This window comes from Streptococcus infantis, from assembly GCF_047464155.1.
GTDB classification, from domain to species: Bacteria; Bacillota; Bacilli; order Lactobacillales; family Streptococcaceae; genus Streptococcus; species Streptococcus infantis_U.
The window spans coordinates 1-21711 of the sequence record NZ_JASHCL010000002.1; the positions used below are offsets into that span (position 1 = coordinate 1).

General features: G+C 37.1%; 23 protein-coding genes, 1 tRNA gene and 1 pseudogene. All 25 read right to left on the reverse strand.

The window, feature by feature from the left end; all coding sequences use genetic code 11:
- Nucleotides 1-71, reverse strand: a tRNA-Glu gene (locus tag QM810_RS04280).
- A 107-nt stretch (nt 72-178) separates the two neighbouring features.
- Nucleotides 179-715: a transcription termination/antitermination protein NusG gene (gene nusG, locus QM810_RS04285; RefSeq protein WP_006149705.1), complete on the reverse strand. Its 537-nt coding sequence runs from the start codon at nt 713-715 to the stop codon at nt 179-181.
- A 49-nt stretch (nt 716-764) separates the two neighbouring features.
- On the reverse strand, nt 765-941 hold the full coding sequence (secE, locus tag QM810_RS04290; protein WP_004254104.1) for a preprotein translocase subunit SecE: 177 nt from the start codon (nt 939-941) through the stop codon (nt 765-767).
- A gap of 9 nt (nt 942-950) precedes the next feature.
- Nucleotides 951-1103, reverse strand: coding sequence for a 50S ribosomal protein L33 (gene rpmG / locus QM810_RS04295; RefSeq protein WP_001809375.1), 153 nt, complete (start codon nt 1101-1103; stop codon nt 951-953).
- 120 nt (nt 1104-1223) lie between these two features.
- Entirely contained in the window at nt 1224-1916 is a 693-nt protein-coding gene (locus QM810_RS04300) for a phosphoglycerate mutase (protein ID WP_016466134.1), read from the reverse strand.
- Nucleotides 1917-2048: 132 nt separating this feature from the next.
- On the reverse strand, nt 2049-2417 hold the full coding sequence (locus tag QM810_RS04305) for a hypothetical protein (protein WP_004254107.1): 369 nt from the start codon (nt 2415-2417) through the stop codon (nt 2049-2051).
- 101 nt (nt 2418-2518) lie between these two features.
- Complete coding sequence (gene ileS / locus QM810_RS04310) at nt 2519-5311, reverse strand: isoleucine--tRNA ligase (RefSeq protein WP_414253983.1); 2793 nt, start codon at nt 5309-5311, stop codon at nt 2519-2521.
- A 255-nt stretch (nt 5312-5566) separates the two neighbouring features.
- Nucleotides 5567-6379: a DivIVA domain-containing protein gene (locus QM810_RS04315; protein WP_254730833.1), complete on the reverse strand. Its 813-nt coding sequence runs from the start codon at nt 6377-6379 to the stop codon at nt 5567-5569.
- A gap of 16 nt (nt 6380-6395) precedes the next feature.
- A complete protein-coding gene (locus QM810_RS04320; RefSeq protein WP_178894633.1) occupies nt 6396-6650 on the reverse strand; it encodes a DivIVA domain-containing protein in 255 nt (84 codons plus the stop codon).
- Between the two features lie 6 nt (nt 6651-6656).
- Nucleotides 6657-7442 (reverse strand): RNA-binding protein, encoded by a 786-nt coding sequence (locus QM810_RS04325; protein WP_414253984.1) that lies wholly within the window; start codon nt 7440-7442, stop codon nt 6657-6659.
- The gene (locus QM810_RS04330) at nt 7439-7699 is read right to left on the reverse strand and encodes a YggT family protein (RefSeq protein ID WP_006153053.1); all 261 of its coding nucleotides are present in this window, start codon (nt 7697-7699) and stop codon (nt 7439-7441) included. The genes QM810_RS04325 and QM810_RS04330 overlap by 4 nt, the downstream gene beginning before the upstream one ends.
- Nucleotides 7699-8250: a cell division protein SepF gene (locus tag QM810_RS04335; protein ID WP_254730830.1), complete on the reverse strand. Its 552-nt coding sequence runs from the start codon at nt 8248-8250 to the stop codon at nt 7699-7701. Before QM810_RS04335 ends, QM810_RS04330 begins: the two co-directional genes overlap by 1 nt.
- Before the next feature lie 9 nt (nt 8251-8259).
- Nucleotides 8260-8931, reverse strand: a complete 672-nt coding sequence (locus tag QM810_RS04340) for a YggS family pyridoxal phosphate-dependent enzyme (protein ID WP_414253985.1) — start codon at nt 8929-8931, stop codon at nt 8260-8262.
- Nucleotides 8932-8936: 5 nt separating this feature from the next.
- Nucleotides 8937-10190 carry a cell division protein FtsZ gene (gene ftsZ, locus QM810_RS04345; protein WP_414253986.1) on the reverse strand — a complete coding sequence of 418 codons (1254 nt, stop codon included), beginning with the start codon at nt 10188-10190 and terminating at the stop codon, nt 8937-8939.
- A gap of 16 nt (nt 10191-10206) precedes the next feature.
- The gene (locus QM810_RS04350) at nt 10207-10407 is read right to left on the reverse strand and encodes a cell division protein FtsA C-terminal domain-containing protein (protein WP_414254204.1); all 201 of its coding nucleotides are present in this window, start codon (nt 10405-10407) and stop codon (nt 10207-10209) included.
- Nucleotides 10383-11574 (reverse strand): annotated as a pseudogene (ftsA, locus tag QM810_RS04355) (cell division protein FtsA); the annotation flags it as partial. The pseudogene ftsA and the gene QM810_RS04350, both read right to left, overlap by 25 nt.
- Before the next feature lie 395 nt (nt 11575-11969).
- Nucleotides 11970-13067 (reverse strand): UDP-galactopyranose mutase, encoded by a 1098-nt coding sequence (gene glf, locus QM810_RS04360; RefSeq protein ID WP_414253987.1) that lies wholly within the window; start codon nt 13065-13067, stop codon nt 11970-11972.
- 13 nt (nt 13068-13080) lie between these two features.
- Nucleotides 13081-14079, reverse strand: a complete 999-nt coding sequence (locus tag QM810_RS04365) for an acyltransferase (RefSeq protein ID WP_303407584.1) — start codon at nt 14077-14079, stop codon at nt 13081-13083.
- 1 nt (nt 14080) lies between these two features.
- Nucleotides 14081-15496 carry a flippase gene (locus QM810_RS04370; RefSeq protein ID WP_414253988.1) on the reverse strand — a complete coding sequence of 472 codons (1416 nt, stop codon included), beginning with the start codon at nt 15494-15496 and terminating at the stop codon, nt 14081-14083.
- A gap of 154 nt (nt 15497-15650) precedes the next feature.
- Nucleotides 15651-16604: a glycosyltransferase family 2 protein gene (locus QM810_RS04375; protein WP_414253989.1), complete on the reverse strand. Its 954-nt coding sequence runs from the start codon at nt 16602-16604 to the stop codon at nt 15651-15653.
- A 1-nt stretch (nt 16605) separates the two neighbouring features.
- Nucleotides 16606-17610 carry a glycosyltransferase family 2 protein gene (locus QM810_RS04380; protein ID WP_414253990.1) on the reverse strand — a complete coding sequence of 335 codons (1005 nt, stop codon included), beginning with the start codon at nt 17608-17610 and terminating at the stop codon, nt 16606-16608.
- 8 nt (nt 17611-17618) lie between these two features.
- Entirely contained in the window at nt 17619-18701 is a 1083-nt protein-coding gene (locus tag QM810_RS04385; protein ID WP_414253991.1) for a glycosyltransferase family 4 protein, read from the reverse strand.
- Between the two features lie 7 nt (nt 18702-18708).
- Nucleotides 18709-19545, reverse strand: coding sequence for a LicD family protein (locus QM810_RS04390; RefSeq protein ID WP_414253992.1), 837 nt, complete (start codon nt 19543-19545; stop codon nt 18709-18711).
- Between the two features lie 86 nt (nt 19546-19631).
- Complete coding sequence (locus QM810_RS04395) at nt 19632-20852, reverse strand: polymerase (RefSeq protein WP_414253993.1); 1221 nt, start codon at nt 20850-20852, stop codon at nt 19632-19634.
- Nucleotides 20853-20872: 20 nt separating this feature from the next.
- A complete protein-coding gene (locus QM810_RS04400; RefSeq protein ID WP_414253994.1) occupies nt 20873-21667 on the reverse strand; it encodes a DUF4422 domain-containing protein in 795 nt (264 codons plus the stop codon).
- Nucleotides 21668-21711 lie beyond the last annotated feature (44 nt).

A 21711-nucleotide genomic window follows, 5' to 3' on the forward strand; every position in this document is an offset into this window, starting at 1 on the left:
AGTCCGTACGGGATTCGAACCCGTGTTACCGCCGTGAAAAGGCGGTGTCTTAACCCCTTGACCAACGGACCCTGAGCTTGTCAACTCTTTCTATTATACCTACTTTTTGACGCTTGTCAACTGGTTTTATAAAAAATTAGTTGACTAGAGTCAATAGCTACAAATAGAATGTCGGCAATCACAATTCAGCAATTTGATTCAAGTTTACTTCTGCTACTGTATCATTACCAAACATTGAAATTATCATTTTCACTTTGTTATTATCAATTTCAGTAATTTTTCCTGTGTAATCAGCAAAGGCACCATCGATAATACGGACAGTTTGACCTACTTCAACATTGATATTGAATTCTTGTACAGTTTGTCCCATTGATACCAAGATATCTCTGATTTCTTGTTCCAATAGTGGAGTTGGTTTAGATCTGTTACCGTGTGACCCAACAAATCCAGTAACGTTTGGTGTGTTACGCACTACAAACCAAGCTTCATCTGTCATAACCATCTCTACAAGAACATAACCTGGGAAACGATTTTCTTCAACTTCTTTTTTCTTCCCATTTTTTTCAACTTGTACAGTTTGAGTTGGGATTTCAACACGCAAGATGTTATCCAACATATTGTATGTCTGTGCACGTTGCAAGAGATTTTCTTTTACTTTATTTTCATAACCAGAATATGTTTGTAGGACAAACCATCCTTTGTCAAAACTATCCATCTTTTTTCCTTTCTTAACAGTAAACTTCTTTCAGTGAATTTGTTCTATTTTAAAAAATATTAATGAATCGAATTAATCCGCTAACGATTAATTGGTCAAAAATATAAATAATAACTACAAAGAAGGCAGTGTATTCCATGATAGATTTAAAATCTACCCAACTTTGTTTTCGAGTTGGCCAAGTTGTATCTTTAAGAAGAGTAAAGATATCCTTAATAAAACCCATTTTTATCTCCTATCTCGTTTCTCTATGTGTTGTGTATTTACCACAATGTTTACAAAATTTATTTACTTCTAAGCGAGTCGGTTTTGGATTCCCACTAATTTTAATTGAGTAGTTTCTCGAACCACAAACCGCACAGGCTAAACTTGCTTTTTTAAGTGCCATAGCGCCTCCATCTTATCTATTATAACAAGAATCCCTGTCTTTGACAAGTTAAATTGCATTCTGCATTTTCCTATTTTTAAAATAAAAAAGCCTAGGAATAATCCTAGACTCTATTTTACATTATTTTCCAAGGTAGTATTCTTTAACTACGTTCAATTTTTCGTCAAATTCGAATACCAATGGTGGGAAGTTAGGGATTTCCACATCCATGATTTCGTCGTCTGACAATTGTTTGATGTGTTTTACAAGGGCGCGGATTGAGTTGCCGTGTGCACCTACGAATACGTTTTTACCATCTTTAAGTGCTGGAGCGATTTTATCTTCCCAGAATGGAAGAGCGCGTTCCAAAGTCACTTTCAAGTTTTCAGCATCTGGAATTACTGAGTCATCAAGTGAAGCGTAACGACGGTCAGTATGAGCTGAGTACTCATCATCACGAGGCATTGCTGGAGGCAATACATCGTATGAACGACGCCAGATGTGAACTTGCTCATCACCAAATTGTTCAGCAGCTTCAGCTTTGTTTTTACCAGTCAAACCACCGTAGTGACGTTCGTTCAAGCGCCATGATTTTTCAACTGGAACCCAAAGTTGGTCAGATGCTTCAAGTGCAAGGTTAGTTGTTTTGATAGCACGTTTTAATACTGAAGTGTAAGCTTGGTCAAATTCAATACCAGCTTCTTTGATCAATTTACCAGCATCGATAGCTTGTTGAGTACCTTTTTCAGAAAGATCTACGTCAGCCCATCCTGTGAAAAGGTTAGCTTTGTTCCATTCAGACTCACCGTGGCGAGCAAAAACCAATTTTACCATTAGTTGGATTCTCCTTTTATTTTTCGAGGTTGCCCTCGTTTATCTATTCTATTTTACACAATTTTTCACAAAAAAGCTAGTTAAAATCAACGAAAAAGAGAAGAGCTCTTGGACTCTTCCCTAAAAAATAATTTATTCTTCAATTCTAAATTGTTTCAAGCTTGCTAGGTACAACGCTCCACCAATGACAAGGACGATTCCACCAATCCACCCAAGGAAAGGAATCAAGGCAACTACAGATCCAACGATAAATAGAATCGATGGTGCTAGTGAAATACGATTGTCATCCTTATAGTAGACAAGTGAGAGGATTCCAAGAATGAGGGTTGCAATTTTCACTAAAGAGAAAACAATGAAAATAATGCCCAAAATTAGCCCTGCAGCATCTTCGTCTTCAGAAATGGCTGCAAGAAATACCATAAAAATTGGTAAGAAAGCTAAAATTGCCCCTGCAATAATACCAATAAAGCCATCTACTTGTGCTAGTGTTTTTGTCTTCATAAATATCTCCTTTTATTTTAATAAGGTATATTATACCATATTTTTATTAAAGTTTTTATTTTTTAAAAAAATACAGGAATTTCTCCTGTATTTTTGTTAGACTATTTAGCTTCAAATCCTTCTGCTACTGCATCCGCAAAGTTTTCTTCAACGATGTTTGCACAGTGATCACAGACGGTCGCATTATAGCTACGTTCTGCTGTTGTTGGATCGATACGACGACAACGGTCACAAACTTCACCAGCTGCACGGTCAACTGTGAAGGCCACATCTTCAAAGGCCACTGCACCTTCTGGAGCTGGTCCTTCTGCGATGGTTAATTCAGAAACAATCAAGAGTTGTGCTACATTGCTATCAACAGCTCCAAGAAGAGTTTTCACCACTTCATTTGGATAAACAGTCAAGTGAGCTTCAAGAGATTTACCGATGATTTTTTCGTTACGCGCTTCTTCCAAGGCTTTTTGAGCTTGGCCACGGAAGTCCATGAAGGCTGACCAGGTATCCAAGATTTCCTCTTGATTCGCAAATGTTTGTGCTTCTGGCAATTCTGACAATTGAACAAATTCTTCCGCTTCAAACTCGAGGTAAGACCAGATTTCTTCCGCAGTGTGAGGAAGGATCGGTGTTAAGAGTTTGGTAATTTTTACAAGGATGTCATAGAAGACAGTTTGCATTTGACGGCGTTCAAGTGACTTAGCTCCTTCAATGTAAACAACATCTTTGGCAAAGTCAAGGTAGAAGGCAGATAGGTCAACGTTGATAAAGTTCACCAATGCCTTGTAGATTGTCAAGAATTCGAAGTTTACATAAGCATCACGAATCGTCTTGACAAGTTGGTTAAAGCGGATGGTCATGTACTTATCAACAGAACGAAGTTCTTCATAAGCGACAGCATCCTCAGCTGGATTAAAGTCAGATGTGTTAGCAATCAAGAAACGAAGAGTGTTACGGATCTTACGGTAAGTTTCAGAAACTTGGCTCAAGATATCCATAGAGATACGCACATCGTTGCTTGAGTCAACACTGGTTACCCAGAGACGCAAGATTTCAGCACCAAATTGTTTTTCAACATCGCTTGGAGCAATGGTATTTCCAAGTGATTTAGACATCTTTTCACCTTTACCGTCAAGGGCAAAACCTTGTGACAAGATTTGTTTGTATGGTGCCACACCATGGTTAGCTACAGAGGTGATGAGTGATGAGTTGAACCAACCACGGTATTGGTCTGACCCTTCAAGATAAAGATCTGCTGGATATTTGAGTTCTGGACGGTTAACCACGACACCATTCCATGATGAACCTGAGTCGAACCATACATCCATGATGTCTGTTTCTTTCTTGAATTCACCATTTGGTGAACCAGGATGGGTAAATCCTTCAGGCAAGAGGCCTTTAGCGTCACGTTCCCACCAGATGATTGAACCATATTCTTCAAAGAGTTGAGCTACATGCTCGATGGTTTCAGCTGTCATGATTGGTGTTCCGTCTTCTGCATAGAAGATTGGAAGAGGAACACCCCAAGCACGTTGGCGAGAGATAACCCAGTCACCACGGTCACGAATCATATTGTAAAGGCGGACTTTACCCCACTCTGAGTGGAACTTCACTTTTTCAATTTCGTCCAAGATTTCTTGGCGGAATTTAGATACAGAAGCAAACCATTGAGGTACCGCACGCCAGATAATTGGTTTTTTCGTACGCCAGTCAAATGGATAGGAGTGAGAGATTTCTTCTTGAGCAAGAAGAAGATTTCCAAGTTTTTCAATAACTGTTGGCACAACCTTGTCATAAAATTGACCTTCAAACTCAGCGCCAGCATTAGCCATCATGATACCGCGTTCGTTGACAGTTACAGCAACTTCAAGACCATTGGCAACACCGACATTGTAGTCGTCCTCACCAAAACCAGGGGCTGTATGGACGATACCTGTACCAGAATCAGTTGTAACGTGATCACCAAGGATAACGAGTTCATCTACAGCTGTATCCCATGGGTGTTCTGTCACGATATGGTTTAATTCTGAACCACGGTAAGTTGCCAAGACTTGAACATCCGCCCAACCGAATTTCTCAGACAAGCTATTCAACAATTCAGCAGCAACTACAAATTTACGAGTTTCGCCAGCTGGTTGCACCAAGACGTAATCAATATCCGCACCAACAGTCAAACCACGAGAAGCTGTGATGGTGAATGGAGTTGTTGTCCAAACAACAATGTAAGTATCTGTATCAAGGACACCTTTGCCATCTTTAACCTTATTAGCATAGTAAAGAGAAGTTGAAACTAAGTCATGGTATTCAATTTCCGCTTCAGCAAGCGCTGACTCAGAAGACCAAGACCAGTAAACTGGCTTAGCTCCGCGGTAGATGTAGCCTTTGTTAGCCATCTCACCGAAGACGCGGATTTGCGCTGCTTCATAGTCTGGCGTCAAGGTTACATAAGGATTTTCCCAGTCACCTGAAACACCCAAACGTTTGAAGTCTTCGCGTTGTTTATCTACTTGAGAAAGAGCGTATTCACGGCAAAGTTTCAAGTACTCAACCAAGTCCATTTCTTTGCGTTTAACACCTTGTTTAGCCAAGACTTGCTCGATTGGCAGACCGTGTGTATCCCAACCTGGGATATATGGTGCGTAAAATCCTGACATAGACTTAGAACGAACAATGATATCTTTCGAAATCTTGTTCATGGCATGTCCTACGTGGATATTTCCGTTAGCGTATGGAGGGCCATCATGAAGCGTGAAATGTGGTTTTCCTTCATTTAGCTCTTGACGACGTTGATAGAGTTTTGCTTCTTCCCACTCTTTTTGCCAAACTGGCTCTTTAGTTGGAAGTCCGGCACGCATTGGAAATTCTGTTTTCCCAAGATTGAGGGTTTCTTTAAGTTTCATGTTTACTCCTTTAATGTAAATTGACAATATAAAAACCACGACTCGCAAAAAGGACGAAAATCGTGGTACCACCTTTGTTCGGAAAAAGACCTAGTCTCTTTCCCTCTTTTCCCGTAACGTGGGCAACGTCAAATCTTACTATTTTCAGATTTGATTCTAAGAGAGGATAAATTTACCAACAGGGATTGTAGGACTTCCACCATCTCCTACTCGCTAGAAATGTGTTTGATAAATTCTTGTTCTCTAATGAGATTCTTATAAAATTAGAACTGACTCTTGTTGAGTGTTAGGATCGTCTTGAGGTCCTTCCTCATGCGATGGTTCAACAGGAGTTTCAGCAACTGGCTGAACTTCAACTGCAGTTTCAGTTGACTCTTCAGCATTTTGTTGCGTTTCCAACAATTCTTTGTTAGCTGCTTCAATACGTGCTTGAAGTTCTGCAACTTCTTCTGGAGAGAATTGACGAGTCATGTCAATCGGCTCTTCTTCATGGTATGACGATACATCTTCACCTAGAACCTCTCGGACAACTTCCTTGAAAGCTTCGTCACTCGTTTGAAGATAAGTTGCAGTCGGACGCAAAATTTCTTCCCAATCTGATGAATCAACAATAGCCAACTGACTTTCGATTGTTGATTTCAAACGTTGGTGGAAGACGCGACTCTTGTTCTTCAACTCTTCAGTTTCCACAGCAACTTTTTTAGCATTATCTGTAGCTTGTCGCAAAATTTCATTGGCTTTATACTTAGCTTCATCAAGTAAACGTTGAGCATCTTGCTCAGCCTGCTTAATGATGTTATTAGAACGGTCATTCGCAGCTTGTTTTACACGTTCAGCTGTGTCTTGGGCAATCAAAACTGACTGACTCAACGAATCTTTGATTTCGTCAAAATAAGATAGACGCTCTTCTAAATTTTTGATATGTTGATCCTTTTCATGATTGCTACGAACTAAATCTTCATAGTCCCGAACAACAATATCTAAAAATTCATCAACTTCTTCACGGTTAAAACCTCTAAACTGAACACCAAAGGTTTTATCCTTAATTTCTAACGATGTAATTGGCATATTTTCCCTCACTTATTTAATAAAAAATAGAATCATTAATTGCTTCTGGTTCTTGCTCGTTTGTTACTGTTCTTTTAGGAATATCAGTCGTATAATAGGAAAGACGTTCTTCTAGTTTTTTGATATAGAGTTCAGTTTCCTCTTTGTATCGGATTAATTCCTCTAATTCAAAATAAATCTTATCTAGAAATAGGTCAACCTCTTCCTGATCGTAGCCTCTGAATTTTCTTGAGAATTCCTTGTCAGTAATATCTTGTGGTGTAATTGACATATTTTCTCACTTGCTTAAAAGTAGTTGGACTGTTAATTTTATCTTATCTTTCTTGGTTTGACCGTTTTCTTTAAGCAAGATGATTCGGCCAAACCGTCTGACACTTATCAAATCCCCAACTTTTACTTGATAGTCAGACTTTTCAACTATATGATAATTAACCTGAACCAACTTCTTTTCAACTAGGGCTGAAGTTTGTGAACGTGATAATTTCAATATACTAGATAAAAAGGCATCTAGTCGCAGGCTTGAAACCAAGATTTCCTTTTCTTGATACTCATCTTTAGACTCTATCTTATCTGAAAAAGGACGTTCTACTAAACTTACAGGCAGCTTGGAAATCTTTTTAATCCCATCCTGGAAAAGAGTGGTAAATCTTCGATCGACAATAATTTGGGCTTTCTCTTCTGTTACCAGAATGTCTCCAAATAACTTTCGGTCAATACCTAGCCGATTGAGAACTGTTCCCAGAATTTTTGAATGGGTTAGTTGTTGAAACTTGCTGGAATACTCAATCTCAAGCAAGGTCATTTCAAAATCTTCCAAACTTGGCGTAAAGTAATCCGGCGCTAGAATGACCCGAGCATACTCTGAAGGTACAAAACTAGTACTAGCAAAAGTCTTTACTCCTCTATTATTTCCCAATGTTTCTAAGATAAAGATTTGGTGAGGGTTTATAAAAGGAGATAAAATCGGTGCGTAATGTTCTTCTACCTGTCCTAACCACTCCAAACCCTTGTCGATAAAAGGGATATCTTCTGTTGCGAAATGTTGGTAAAGTTCTTTACTCATAAAACTACCAACAAATTGATGAGATAGCGACTTATCATGCGCAAGAGAATTAGGGCTATCCAAACAGAGAAATCCAAACCTGCGATTTGAAGAGGTAGACGTTTTAGAGGTTCAAGAATTGGTTTACACAAAGTCTCTAAAAACTTCCCCAACTGGGTGTTATAGGCATTTGGAAACCATGATAATAGAGCAAAAGCTACAAGTATCAGCGAATAGATATCTGTAGCATTTTGGATAAAACGAATTATTAGAAACATTAACGTACTCTATTTCTCTTCATGTCAAAGTCGTATCCTTCGCTTTGAGCTTCTTCAGGTAAACGAATATCTTCAATGTTTACCACAACACCAACAGGTGTCAAAAGATACATTGTGTTCGCTACTTTTCTTAACTCACCAGCAAGAACATGACGTGCTCCATCCAAGTAATCCAAACAACGACGAGCTTGAACTTCTGTCATATATTGGAAGTCAATCAAGATACTTTCATTTCCAGCCAACAAATCAACAATATCTGTTGCATCTTCATAACGGCGTGGGTAACGAACATCGATGGTTACTTTTTCAGTAGAGTGATGGCTTTCAATTGCTAGTTGTTGCTGACGGGCATGAAGTTTTGTAATATTCTTCTCTTTTGTCTCAACTGGTGAAGGTTCTTGAGCAGCAGAAGCTTGCTGAGGTAATTCTCTCTTTGGAGGAACTGAAGCTAGTGGACGTTCAGAACGTGCAGCGACAACTTCTGAAGCAACTTCATCTCCATCTTCTGTAAAGTAATCTATAAATTTATCAAATTTATCTTTTAATGACATGATTATTTCCTATTTAAAAAATGCAGTACCAATTCGAACGAAAGTCGAGCCACACTGAATCGCTTCTTTATAGTCACGGCTCATTCCCATACTTAGTTCTGTCATTGGCATATTGGGGAGTTGTTGTTCACGAATGTATTGTTGCAACTCTTGCGTTTCTTTAAAGATTTTTTGCAACTCTTCTGTTTGGGCTTCAAAGGGAGCCATGGTCATGAGACCAACATACTCGATTTTATCCAAGCTAGACAAGTCTGGCAAGACTGTCAATAGTTCTTCTTTTGAAAAACCATGCTTGCTTTCCTCTCCAGAAATATTGACCTGCAAAAAACATTTAACCGTACGATTGGCACGTTTTTGAATTTCTTGAGCTAATTTCAAAGAATCTAAAGCGTGAAAATAATCAACATAAGGAATGATATCCTTGACTTTTCTTCTTTGTAAGCTACCAATCAAGTGCCAAGTAACATCTTTATCACTTAAAGCATGATACTTCTCAAGAAATTTGTCAACACGGTTTTCACCAATGTGTTTGACTCCTTGGTCAATCAAATTTGCTGCAGTTGCAATATCAACATATTTTGTTACGGCAATTACAGAAACCGAACCGTCTTCACGGCCGGTTTCTTGAATTGCTTTTGTAACCTGTTGAAATACCTGATTTGTATTTTCTTTTAAATCCATCTCTATTAACGGTTTTTAAAGAATGGTGGTGTTTCCAACTCATCTTCGTCAGAAGATGGTGCTTCGAAACGTTCAACTGGAGATACGACTGATTCACCTTGACGAACAATTGAATCACGTCTCAAGTCCCAATCACCAAAAGCCGATGCTTTAGGAGCTTCAGTTTGACGTTGTGAAGGAGTTGGAAGTTCAGCTGTTTCAGCCAAATCAAAATGACGGTCATAAGTGTGAGTGTGAGCAGTTCTTACTGGTTCACGGAATGACGCTTGTCTTGGTTGTGGCGCTACAACTTTATCGACTGCATCTTGACGAACTCCAGTAGCAACAACAGTTACACGGATTTCATCTTTCATTGATTCATCAATAGAAGTACCGAGCCAGATATTTACGCCATGTCCAGCAGCTTGATTGACGATTTCAGAAGCTTCTTCTGCTTCAATCAAAGTCATATCCAAACCACCAGTTACGTTCACGATAACATCTTCTGCTCCATCGATAGTTGTTTCAAGAAGTGGTGAGTAGATAGCTTTACGAGCCGCTTCAATAACGCGTTCTTCTCCGCTACCGATACCAATACCCATAAGGGCATTTCCTTTGTTTGCCATCACCGTCTTCACGTCTGCGAAGTCCAAGTTGATCAAACCAGGATTTGTAATCAAATCTGTAATCCCTTGAACACCTTGACGAAGAACGTTATCTGCTTCAGACAAAGCTTCAAGAAGTGGAGTTTTCTTGTCAACAATTTCTAATAAGTTGTTGTTTGAGATAATCAAGAGAGTATCAACATGTTCGCGAAGTTCGTTGATCCCTTCGACTGCAAATTGACCACGTTTGCTTCCTTCGAAACCGAATGGACGTGTCACAACAGCAACAGTCAAAGCACCTAAACCTTTAGCGATACGAGCGATAACTGGTGCAGCACCTGTACCAGAACCACCACCCATACCAGCAGTGATGAAGACCATATCTGCACCACTGATAGCTTCAGTAATTACTTCTTCGCTTTCTTCAGCAGCCTTACGACCAACTTCAGGCTGTCCTCCAGCACCAAGTCCACGAGTTAATTTTGGACCAAGTTGGATAACTGTTTCAGCTTTTGTACTGCTCAAGGCTTGTACATCTGTGTTGGCTGCGATGAACTCAACACCTGAAACGCCTTCGTCAACCATGCGGTTAATGGCGTTTCCACCGCCACCACCGACACCAATTACTTTAATTACTGCACCTTGTGCTGCTGCTGTATCAAATGAAAATGTCATATTTTATCCCTCTATCCTATTCATCAAACATGCTTCCGATTAAGCTACGGAATCGCTCAGTCAATTTTGGTTTTTCTTCTGATTGATTTGAAGTTGCTGAGTCAGCAGTATAAGTCGGTTCTGCTGATTCAGTTGAAGTTGTACCAAACACTGAACGTTGAGAAGTTGCAGGTTTTTCCTGACTTGAAGTTCTGAAATCAATCGGTTGTTGACGCAAAACTTGATCTCCTCTGATAGCTCTTTGAGCCAAAACATTAATTTCTGTAAGGCTTCCAGCAAATTCAGACAAACTAATCACATGAGCAAATGCAGGATTGCGGATACCCACTTGGTTTGGAACGTAAAGTTTTACACGAACTCCAAGTACTTCTTGGGCAAGCTCAACGATACCTGGTAGAATAGCATTTCCACCAATCAGAGCAATACCACCTGGCAAGTCCAACAAATGTCTTCTTTCCAAATCTTGTTTGATTTGTTCAAAGATGTGTTTCAATCGAGCTGAAATAATTTGAGCCAAGTATTCTTCTGTAACTTCTACAGGTTCTACTTCACCAATCACTTCAACTTGGAAAGTTTCTTTGCTTGCAAGTTGCGGATAAGCTTCACCATAGTTCAGTTTCAAACCTTCTGCAATTTTCTTAGAAGTTTTAAGAACTTTTGAAATGTCTTTAGTGACGTAATCGCCACCTTCTTGGTAAACATTTGTGTATTGAAGCTCTTGATTACGGATAGTAGCAACGCTTGTTTGGCCACCACCCATATCGATAACTGTTGCTCCAAACTCACGTTCGCCTTCGTTAAGAACAGAGTTTACAATTGCAAGTGGTGAAATAATCACGTTATCGACTTGAACTCCAACACGTTCTACAGTTTTACGAAGGTTGTGAAGAATGGTTCTTGGACCTGTATAGAGAAGTCCACGCATTTCCAAACGAACACCCATCATACCACGAGGGTCACGAATACCTTGGAAGCCGTCTACTACAAATTCTTCTGGCACAAACGTAATCACTTCACGATCAGGTGTCATGCTCTTTGTCAAAGCAGATTTGACAACATTCTCAACATCTTGATCTGTAATTTCTTTTGTATCTGATGTTACAGGAATCATTCCCTGAGTTGGTTCCACTTGCAACAAGTTTGCTGGAAGCCCAACGTTTACTGATTTGATTGAAATTCCTGCTTTTTCTTCTGCTTGAGAAATAGCAGATTTGATAGCCGTTGCTGCGGCCTCGATGTCAACGATAATTCCATCCTTGACACCTTTACTTTTGGCGTTGCTAACACCGATTACATTTACTTCACCATCTACAAGCTCAGCAACTAATACTTTAATTGAGCTTGTTCCAATATCTAAGCCTGTAAAGAAACCATTTCTAGTCATTACATTGCGTCCTCTCTATCTTCCAAGTTTCACACTTTGATTTTTTAACAGCTACAAGAAGGCATAGCTATTCACAGAATATTATATCACAAAAATCCGATTCGTGCCTAATTTTTTGTGACTTTATCGAAGGTTTTTCATTAAAATTATTTTAATATTCCATTACAAGTGATTGTTTTTATCTTTTTCTCTGAAAAAGAGTGAAAGACAACCAGAAAAGCTGAAAGACAGATGTGAAAGTTACTGTTTTTTCCAAAATTTGTTTATTTAATTACATTTATTTTCATTTTTGTTTTCATGACAAGGGTAATACCAACTTTCACTAAACAATCTTGGCTTATTAAAGGTGTCTCATTTTTCTTAAAGAAAAAAAGAAGCTAGAAACTAGCTTCTTTTTATGAAAATTCTTTCTCCACAACTTCAAGTGCACGCTCAATAACCACGTGCATGTCGTAGTATTTATAGTCTGCCAAACGTCCACAGAAGATAACCTTGTCATTTTTTGCTGCTTCTTTTTGGTACTTAGCAAACATGGCGTTGTTCTTTTCATCGTTGATTGGGTAATATGGTTCATCTCCACGTTTCCAATCAGCTGGGTATTCACGAGTGATAACTGTCTTTGGTTGGGTGCCATACTCGAAGTGCTTATGCTCAATGATACGAGTATAAGGAATCTCACGCTCGGTGTAGTTGACCACGGCATTTCCTTGATGATTCTCCTCATCCAAGACTTCGTGTTCAAAACGAAGACTGCGATACTCCAACTCACCGTGTTTGTAGTCAAAGTACTGGTCAATCATCCCTGTAAAGACAACTTTATCAGCTGATGCTTCAAGCTCTTCACGATTAGCAAAGAAATCAACACCAAGCTCTACTTCCACATCACCTAGCATGTTTTCAATGATGACGTTGTATCCACCGATTGGAATTCCTTGGTAACGGTCATTAAAGTAGTTGTTATCAAAGGTCAAACGAACTGGAAGACGTTTGATGATAAATGGAGGAAGGTCTGTTGCAGAGCGTCCCCATTGTTTTTCTGTATAGCCCTTAATCAACTTTTCGTAGATATCTGGACCAATCAACTTGATCGCTTGTTCTTCCAGGTTTTTAGGTTCAACATCCTTCATGTCAGCCGTTTGCTCTGCAATCTTATCCTTGACTTCTTGTGGTGTCTTAGTTCCCCACATAGCGTAGAAGGTATTCATGTTGAAAGGAAGATTGTAGAGGCTGCCCTTGTAGTTAGCCACTGGTGAGTTGATATAGTTATTGAATTCAGCGAACTGGTTCACATAGTCCCAAACCTTTTTGTTTGAGGTATGGAAAATGTGGGCACCATACTTGTGGACATTGATGTCTTCAACATTTTCACAGTAGATATTTCCACCGATGTGATCACGCTTGTCAATCACTTTTACTTTTTTGCCACGTTTTGTAGCTTCATGTGCAAAGATTGCTCCAGACAAACCTGCACCAACGATAAGATAGTCGTACATTTTATTCTCCTTTTTATAATTTGACGATTCGATTGAAATAAGGAATTTTCATTAATAGACTAACAACAATAAAACTTATACATAAAGTGAATATCGGAAAAAGCAAATATGCACCTGTATAACTAAAACCAAGTAGTTTTTCCAACACTTTCATAACATAAGTATGTACTATGAAAACTCCCATTGTTTGATTAGAAAAGGAAACAATCCATTTGCTTTTATTTTCATCCAAAGAAAGTGTAAATACCGTCAAGAAAATTCCTAAACTTGTAATTTTTACAAATAGAATATCATAAAAATATTCAGCAAAAAGATTATGGTAAATGGTTTTTGCTAAGAAAAATAGTATTACTGGGGAAATCAACAGCAACAGTATTGCAGCTACTTTCATCCATCTCTTAAACCCATTTTTTATAAAATCTTTATCAAATTGAGCTAGCAAACCTCCTAACAGATAGTAGAAAAACCACGTCCATAACCTAAAGGTTTGTATAACATATGACTGTAACGGCATTTGAAGTATAATATTTGCTAACTCAAACATTAAACCAATAGCGATAAGGCAAGATAGAATGTATAAATATTTTCTTTTTGAGTTCAGAATTTTTTTCAAAACAGGTAGGCATAAATAAATAAGTATTAGTGCACCAAAAAACCAGAACTGAGAGAAATACCCTTTTTGCAACAGAGAGCCTACAATTTTTTTTATTGGATTAACTGTAAAGTCTCTTTTAAAGAGCCAAATGATTATGGTCCATGATGATACTATTATTAAAAACCATTTGACTTTCGGCAGTATGTAGGAATAGGTTACATTACTCTTTCCTAACAATAAATAACCATTGACCATAAAAAACAGAGGTATAGAGTAGGTGCCTAAGTAATATAAATATGCCAAAAGATTCCAAGAACCAGTTTCTTTAAATCCTATCATTGTTGTATGAAGTAGAACGACTCCAATACATGCAAGCACTTTTATTAAATCCAAATTAATATTCCGAGTTTTATGCATTCTATTTTTTCCCAATGATTTGTTTTAACTCTTTCACATCTATCACTTTCAAAGATAGAATTGCAAAAAGATAGATAATTCCACCAAGCACTGCAAAAACTAGAACATTTATGGTTGGTGAAAAATGAATAACTATTTTTGAAACAAGCAAAAGACCATACATGATAGCTGATGCTAGGATGATTTTTGTCAAAGATCCGATAATAGGAACTTCTTTTAGATATCTGCGGGTAAAGAACAATTGAATTGCCCACACTAGCGCCTCTGTTAAGACAGAAACAATTGCTGCTCCGATATAACCAAGCTTAGGAAGGAATAACAAGTTTAATCCTACACTGATAATTGCAGGAGCCGTTGTTGAAATCATGAATTCTTTATTTCGGTTATGAGGGATCAATATCTGAATTCCCATAATATTGGTCCAACCGATAAAGAACATACGGAAGATCATAATTGCAATTGCATAGCGTGCATCCTGAAAATCTTGACCAAGGAAAAATTGAACAAAATCATCATTGACAATCAAGATTCCTGCCATCATTGGAAAAATGACTAAATTATAAATGAGGAAGGACATTTCATGCATCTTATTGACTGCCTTATGATCACCTGTGGCTAATAAATGCGCAACACGAGGTAGCATAACACTCCCCAAGGAAGTTACCAAGGTCAGAAGGATATTTACCAACTTTAGAGCCTGGTCATAAATCCCTACATCCTTTGTAGAAGCTAAAGCTCCAAGCATGGTACGGTCTAAGGTAACATATAAGGAAATCGCTACTTGAGGAAGGAATAATAGTATAACAGGCTTCAAATGATGCCTAGCATATTCTATGTCAAAATGAGGTCTACCGATAAACTCTCGAGCAGGCAACCACATACTTAGTTGCCCCAAAAGCTCAAATATGGTTAGTAAAAAAACATAGAGATATAGGTCGTTTGCAGATTTGACAAAGAGAAAGATAGAGGTAACCCCAACGATTTTAACCGTGATGTTTCGAACAGTAATCTTTCGAAAATCCTCCAACCCTTGAAAGAGCCAAGAGATGTCTAAACCTTTAGAAACTAAACTCAAGCCTAGAATGTAGGCTACCGGATTTTGCATAAAGGGAAGAGCCATACAAAGAAGGCCATACAAGGTTAGAGAAAGAAGAGTTGCACCTAATTGCAGGGAGTAGATTCCCCAAAAGTTTTTTTCGATTTCCTTGCGATGCCCTGAAATGACCTTGGTTCCATAGTTGGCAACTCCTAGCGTCGCTAAGAGGATGAAGTAAGTAACGATGGAATTAAAATAACCATACGTCCCTAAATCATCCGAAGAAAAGACCCGTGTCACATAGGGAGTCGTAATAATCGGGAGTATAATCACCAACAATTGATAAGAAAGATTGTAGGCGTAGTTTTTTAATACTTTCATGTCAATCCGTCCTATTTATAATCAATCCGTGAAATTAGAAATTGTGACCGAACAGACTTATAATGGGCAATTATTCTAAAAGCTTCTATCATATTTCCTCTTTCCTACATTTTTTTGATATTTGTTGCAAATTAAATTGGTTTTATGCACGATACTATCGTAGCAACAAATACAATTTAGGGCTAAACATAAAAATAAGGTATTTTAGTTTTACTTTCCATGATAGCTTACTATTTTTTAGCAACTCACTCATTTCGACTTTCAACAACTCTTTATCTTTTGAAAAATCTTTTAAGCCTGAGTCAGCTTTTGCACCAATCACTACAAAACCACCTACTAATTTTTTAGCTTGCAAAGCTTGCTTTAATGCCGGGCTCTGAATGTACTCTCTTTTAACAACTTCCTCATTTTTTGCAACAGCTTTAAAGAAATCATATCTTTTTTCAGTAAATGTTGAACGAACTATACTCCCTTCCCTACGATAGTAATTGTAGGTTTCAAGCGGGCTTATCACGATTCTTTCAGCCAAAGCAAGGTGTTCTCCTACAACATAAAAATCCTCATAGATTTTCCCAACTGGAAAAGGGACGCGTTCCAATATGCTTTTTTTATAAAGCTTAGCACAGGCAGAAACCGTTGCAACTTTGTCGTCCAACATTAGTTCCAAGGCCTTCTCCTTTGTAATCACACTCAAGCTTTCATAGTCTGACTGTTTAAGATGATACGAACTATAATCATCATACTTTGAAGTTGCTTTGACCTTTGTTGAAATCAAGTCTGCTTGATGTATTTCTTGTATTTTTACTATTAATTCAAGCGTGTAGTCTTCAAGGTAATCATCTGGATCTAAAAAGAAAATCCAATCTGAACTCGCTTTAGAAACTCCAAAGTTACGTGCGTCAGATAAACCACCATTTTCTTTGTGAAAAACATGGATATTTTCATACCGATTTGCATAATCCTCGCATAACATAGGAGAATTGTCTGTTGAACCGTCATTTACAAGAATTACTTCAAAGTTTTGATAGGTCTGTTTCATTAGACTATCTATCGCATAGTGCAAATAATCTGCAACGTTGTATACCGGAACAACAATGCTGATAAACATTCTAAATTCCTCTCTCTTTTTCTTTCTTCTTAGAGTACTTCTTCAAAATCGAACTAAAAATAAAACCTAGAATATAGTTGGTTCTATAGTTTAGATAAGATAATTTATCAAATCTTTTCGTAGGAATATAGTCATAAGAACTTTGTTGGATTTTACTATATAGTTCTCTTGAAAGCTTCTCCGAACCATCAACCATCCAGGACAAATCTACCTGCAAGCTAATCAAATATTCTAGAACAGCTGCAACGACTTTTTCTAAAACATTATTATCTTTTATTCTAGAATAGTAGTCTAGGATAGAATTGGTTACAATCAAATGATGACGGACATTGCGCTTCATACTCTCAATATTCATACTCTGTTCAGGCCTTCCAATATAGTATTGATAAACATCGTAATTCCAGTAGACAAAACTATGAACATACTCCAAAGGAAACAGAGTGTACTGCATATCAACGTAAAAAGTTTTTTCACTCAATCGAATGTTATTCTTCGATAAGATAGATGTTTTATAAGTAACTGAATGCATTGGAATTCGCACATCAGGAATTCCCGTATAAATATTACCAACTTCATATTTATCAATAAAATCATTTCGGATAGCAGTACTATTATATACATGTTGTTCCGTAAAATCGGTAATAATCATTTCTGCATCAGTAGTTTCAAGACTATCCAAAAAATTTTCAAATTCTGACGGAATAACCCAATCATCCCCGTCAATAACTTTAAAAAATTTCCCTTTTGCTTCTTGGATACCACGATTGATGGTTGAACCATGTCCACCATTTTCCTTCGTTATTACTCGTCCATTCAGTAGAGGATCTTTCCCCAAAAGTTCTTCTGCTACTTTTTCTGTATCATCTGTACTACCATCGTTTACAATTAAAACCTCAAATTTTTCTTTGTACTTTGAGTCTACTTGTTGAAAGGATTGAATCCCTTTTGAAAGGTAGTCCTGAATATTATAACTGGGCATTACAATTGTTAACAAACAATCTTTCATTTTATCTCCTAAATCGTTTCAATCAATTCAATCCACTGATTAAGTATTCTATTTTTATCAAATTTATCCATATTGTCTTTAGCATGTGCTGAAAAAGAATGTCGCAAGCTTTCATTTTCCATTAATTTGAGAAGCTTTTCACTCATCTTATCAGTATCATAACAATCTACCAAAAATCCATTAACACCATCTTCAACAATCTCACTAGGTCCCGTCGGACAACAGAAACTAACGATAGGAAGATTGTATTGCTGAGCTTCTAACAATACCAAGGGCAAGCCTTCGTAACGAGAAGTCATGACGTAAATCCCTTTATCCCCATATATTAGATCTTGATTTTTTTCAAGCCCTTTAATCAATAACTTATCCTGTAAATTATTTTCCTTGATTAGTTCCTTGATTTTGTCTACTTCATCTTGATTGCCGGAACCGTAAATTTCCCAGGTCCAGTCAGACTTCTCAGACAAAACCTTTTTGGCAACTTGAACAAGGTAATCATATCCTTTTTGGGAATCAAAGCGACCAACTGTCACAATTTTAGTTGATTTTTTATTATAGGATACATCTGAAAGAGCATCCTCTTTCCAATTATAGATGTAGCAAATTCTTTCATCAGAAACACCGTATTTTTTTATATAATTTTCACGGTCCTCTTGAGTAAGGGTCACGAGTTTATCAGCAAATTTCGCTCCAATATACCTTTGTATCTTCTTAACTTTAGTATCAATATCTACTATAGAATTTGTATGGTCGCAGGAAACAAATTTTGTTCTCAAACCAATTGTGCTTGCTACACCAACTGTATTCATACTCATTCCGATTCCAAAAACAATATCAATGTTCTCTTCTTTCAGATAGTTTCTCAATAACTTGACCGCTTCGAGAAAATTTTTACTCATTGATATTTTCTTTGATGATAAGTTTTGATATCGAACCGATTGTTTCAGCGAGAAGAAATTGTTTTCTGTAGAAATCATCGAGAGAAGATAAACTTCATACATAGTTGATAATTCATTTGCAAGGCTGGTTGCTACTTTCAGTCCTCCATCTGTTCTATCGATACTCCATTTCACTAAAGCGATTTTTTTCATCTTTAAACTACACTTCCCCTTCATTTTCCCCAAGTGATATAATCTCGTAGTGGTGAAGAGCCCTTTTATCTTCTGGTGGCAATTGCATATAATCCACTCCGTAAATGGCTGTTAGATATTCTTTGTATTTGCAAGGACAACAAAGTTTAAGATCTTCAAACTGTAATAGGACCGGTTCTCCAAAGTAATCACTCGGTACTATCTCTCTTAATTTGTAAGCTCCCGCAAAATTTCCTGCGTAAGCTTCATCAAACGAATATTTTTTTATCGTTTGTAAATATTTTTTCTGCGCCCAGGTAAAGGAAATAATCTTCTCAATATTAACAGCATTCGCAAAAGCAATAATTATCTTTTCAATGAATGGTCGATTTTCTTTTTTCTGATTCACCAAACTATTGAATTGTGAGAGTTGAACCATCATCCTTGCGTACAAGTATCTCAAAGAATGAATTTTTTTCTTTAAAGCATTAGATGGCATACCATCTAGCGGAAAAATGTCTATCCACAAACTTTCTACCAATTCTTCTTTACTATAATTCATGATGATTTTTGTAGAATCATCTCGAATCACAGAGAAAGCTTTTTTATAGTTTAATGTATCTTCGCTTAAAAACTTGTAGTTTTCTGGCAAGACATTTGAAGCTATTTTTTTAAACTTTTCGTAATCCTCTCTCGGCATACCGATATCAATGTCATCATCCCAAGGTATGAAACCATTATGACGTACCGCTCCTAGCAAGGTCCCACCTAGAGCATAGTAGGTCAAATTATTTTCTTCGCAAATACTAATGAACTCCTTCAAGATAGATAAAATCTTATCTTGAATGATTTTGATATCTGACATACTTTTCTCCTTTTATAAATCGAAATTAAACCATCTTCCCAGTCTATGCTCATTTAAGTTCTCATTAAATACTTATTACCATTTCATCATACGATTTTTTCAAACGAATGTTCCCCTAGCTCTTCATCGCTTTCATCAGAAAACTGATAATCCGGGTAGATTAAAGTACCTACCAATACCCAAAAAATATTGTAATGAAGATAGAAATTCAAATCATCAATCATGGAATGAAAACTCATCATTATCAAAATAAAAGCAAGAACCCATTGGCGTTTCTTAATTACTTTAGACAAAGTCAAAGTTAGGACTGAGAGCATCAATCCCAGGATGAGTAAGCCAAATCTTTGTAAAACTTGGACATACAAATTGTCTACATACAGATAATAGGTCTGATAGTTTCTAATTCCCTCAACAGTCAGACCGTTACCGTACCATTCAACCGGTCGTCCTAGCAATCCAAAACCATACAGATTTAAAGATTTATTTGCTAAGTATAGACGGCCGCCTAACATATGATTCACTTTAAAAAGAAGGTCATTAATAAAAGAATAACCTGAATTGAGATAGGTAAATGAGACCCAAAAACTAATGATTGCATTTACAATAAAAGTCAATTTAAAAGCTTTAAAAACATATCCTAGTTTAGATAATAGCTCAGGGAACCATTTTATTAGCAAACTGCATGCCAACAATATACAGGAACTGAAAAATGTTAAACGAGAGTCCGTTTGATCATATACCCAATACACAGAAAGGGATAACAGTAGCCATTTCCAATATTGGATTTTGTTTTGCTTTAAATAAAACACAATAGCGACTATGTCCATCAGTAACATTGATGGGAATAAGGCGTAACGAAATCCTAGATAACTTCGTACTCGAGACCCAGAAACTTCTATATAATTCGTTATTATTCCTAATTTTGCGCTGATGATAACAAACAACAACAAACACATACTAACGACTAAAGAAGTTTGTGCTACCTTCTTGAAGGGGACATCTCGTAAAGCGTAAATAAATAATATACTTACAGAAAGCTCTGAACTGAGAGCTGTCATTTTCCCCACGATAAAATAAATTAAAATTGTTGCAAACAATCCAATGAGCGCTCTATAATCGTACTTTCTTTTAAACATCTCTTTAACGAACAAAAGAAAAATCGAGAAAGCTATCGCTAATTTATAAACTGTTCCAGGCATATATCGAGCATAAAAAGTTACATTTAATATCGAAACCGTTAAAAATATTCCTAAAGCAACAAGAGCCAAGAGCTCTGGCAAAGATTTTATTTTTACTACTAATTTCATCCTTTTTCTTTTATCCCTATCTAAAAACTCTGTCCATATTTTTTACCGAAGAATTTTGCTTGTAGGAAGGATTTCCCTTTTTGAATCAAGTCAATTTTCTCCATATAGATAAACGGAATCTCTTTTACCCGCAAATCTTGCTTTGCCAACCAAACATTGAACAAGCGTTCGCTGACACGACCAAATAATCTAGCATCAAATGCAGAATAATCTCTAATATCTAATCTTCTATAGAGAGTATCGATAATCGGGAACAACCATTCACAATAGGCTACTACATTTTCTTTGGACATGATAAACATATTGAACATATAACCACTGCGCTGTTTCATGACCCGATCAAAGACCTCGATATAATCCGGTCTCAACTCGCTAACAATCTGGCGGGTCACATCTAAATGAATGGCATCATGTGTATGTGCGTAGTGTGAGTATAGTGTTTCAATGTAATATTTCCGTTTTTTAGGAACAATCACATCATTTTCTGCTAACAAATCTTGCAATTCTGCCTTGGACAGGATAATATCATTCATATCAATCGTTTCACTATAAGAATGACGTTTTGCGGTGAAATAGCGACGATAGTGCACCAAGCCGAGATAGTCACATTCTAAATTTTTCCACGCCCAATAAAGTCCAGTCAATTCGCAATAATAGGGATTCAAACTTGAAATATTATCTCCTTCATTATCACATTGGTATCCTAACTTTTCTTTTCCTTCACTACCGACATGGATGGGTAGGTAAAGATCAGTATCAGCAGGCATAGTAAATTGTTTGTGTGTTGCTACGATAATTTTATAATTCTTTGTCATTTTAACCCCCTTCATTTAGATTGAACTGTTTGCTCTAAAAAAGA

Excerpts from the sequence above, each read along its gene's own strand:
- QM810_RS04400 (WP_414253994.1), bottom strand. The coding sequence starts at position 21,667 with ATGACAAAGAATTATAAAATTATCGTAGCAACACACAAACAATTTACT.
- QM810_RS04340 (WP_414253985.1), bottom strand. The coding sequence starts at position 8,931 with ATGGATTTAAAAGAAAATACAAATCAGGTATTTCAACAGGTTACAAAA.
- QM810_RS04370 (WP_414253988.1), bottom strand. The coding sequence starts at position 15,496 with ATGAAAGTATTAAAAAACTACGCCTACAATCTTTCTTATCAATTGTTG.
- QM810_RS04300 (WP_016466134.1), bottom strand. The coding sequence starts at position 1,916 with ATGGTAAAATTGGTTTTTGCTCGCCACGGTGAGTCTGAATGGAACAAA.
- QM810_RS04390 (WP_414253992.1), bottom strand. The coding sequence starts at position 19,545 with ATGTCAGATATCAAAATCATTCAAGATAAGATTTTATCTATCTTGAAG.
- secE (WP_004254104.1), bottom strand. The coding sequence starts at position 941 with ATGGGTTTTATTAAGGATATCTTTACTCTTCTTAAAGATACAACTTGG.
- QM810_RS04365 (WP_303407584.1), bottom strand. The coding sequence starts at position 14,079 with ATGCATAAAACTCGGAATATTAATTTGGATTTAATAAAAGTGCTTGCA.
- nusG (WP_006149705.1), bottom strand. The coding sequence starts at position 715 with ATGGATAGTTTTGACAAAGGATGGTTTGTCCTACAAACATATTCTGGT.
- glf (WP_414253987.1), bottom strand. The coding sequence starts at position 13,067 with ATGTACGACTATCTTATCGTTGGTGCAGGTTTGTCTGGAGCAATCTTT.
- QM810_RS04330 (WP_006153053.1), bottom strand. The coding sequence starts at position 7,699 with ATGTTTCTAATAATTCGTTTTATCCAAAATGCTACAGATATCTATTCG.
- QM810_RS04395 (WP_414253993.1), bottom strand. The coding sequence starts at position 20,852 with ATGAAATTAGTAGTAAAAATAAAATCTTTGCCAGAGCTCTTGGCTCTT.
- QM810_RS04380 (WP_414253990.1), bottom strand. The coding sequence starts at position 17,610 with ATGAAAGATTGTTTGTTAACAATTGTAATGCCCAGTTATAATATTCAG.
- QM810_RS04385 (WP_414253991.1), bottom strand. The coding sequence starts at position 18,701 with ATGAAAAAAATCGCTTTAGTGAAATGGAGTATCGATAGAACAGATGGA.
- QM810_RS04375 (WP_414253989.1), bottom strand. The coding sequence starts at position 16,604 with ATGTTTATCAGCATTGTTGTTCCGGTATACAACGTTGCAGATTATTTG.
- QM810_RS04335 (WP_254730830.1), bottom strand. The coding sequence starts at position 8,250 with ATGTCATTAAAAGATAAATTTGATAAATTTATAGATTACTTTACAGAA.
- QM810_RS04325 (WP_414253984.1), bottom strand. The coding sequence starts at position 7,442 with ATGAGTAAAGAACTTTACCAACATTTCGCAACAGAAGATATCCCTTTT.
- QM810_RS04320 (WP_178894633.1), bottom strand. The coding sequence starts at position 6,650 with ATGTCAATTACACCACAAGATATTACTGACAAGGAATTCTCAAGAAAA.
- rpmG (WP_001809375.1), bottom strand. The coding sequence starts at position 1,103 with ATGGCACTTAAAAAAGCAAGTTTAGCCTGTGCGGTTTGTGGTTCGAGA.
- QM810_RS04315 (WP_254730833.1), bottom strand. The coding sequence starts at position 6,379 with ATGCCAATTACATCGTTAGAAATTAAGGATAAAACCTTTGGTGTTCAG.
- ftsZ (WP_414253986.1), bottom strand. The coding sequence starts at position 10,190 with ATGACATTTTCATTTGATACAGCAGCAGCACAAGGTGCAGTAATTAAA.
- QM810_RS04305 (WP_004254107.1), bottom strand. The coding sequence starts at position 2,417 with ATGAAGACAAAAACACTAGCACAAGTAGATGGCTTTATTGGTATTATT.
- ileS (WP_414253983.1), bottom strand. The coding sequence starts at position 5,311 with ATGAAACTTAAAGAAACCCTCAATCTTGGGAAAACAGAATTTCCAATG.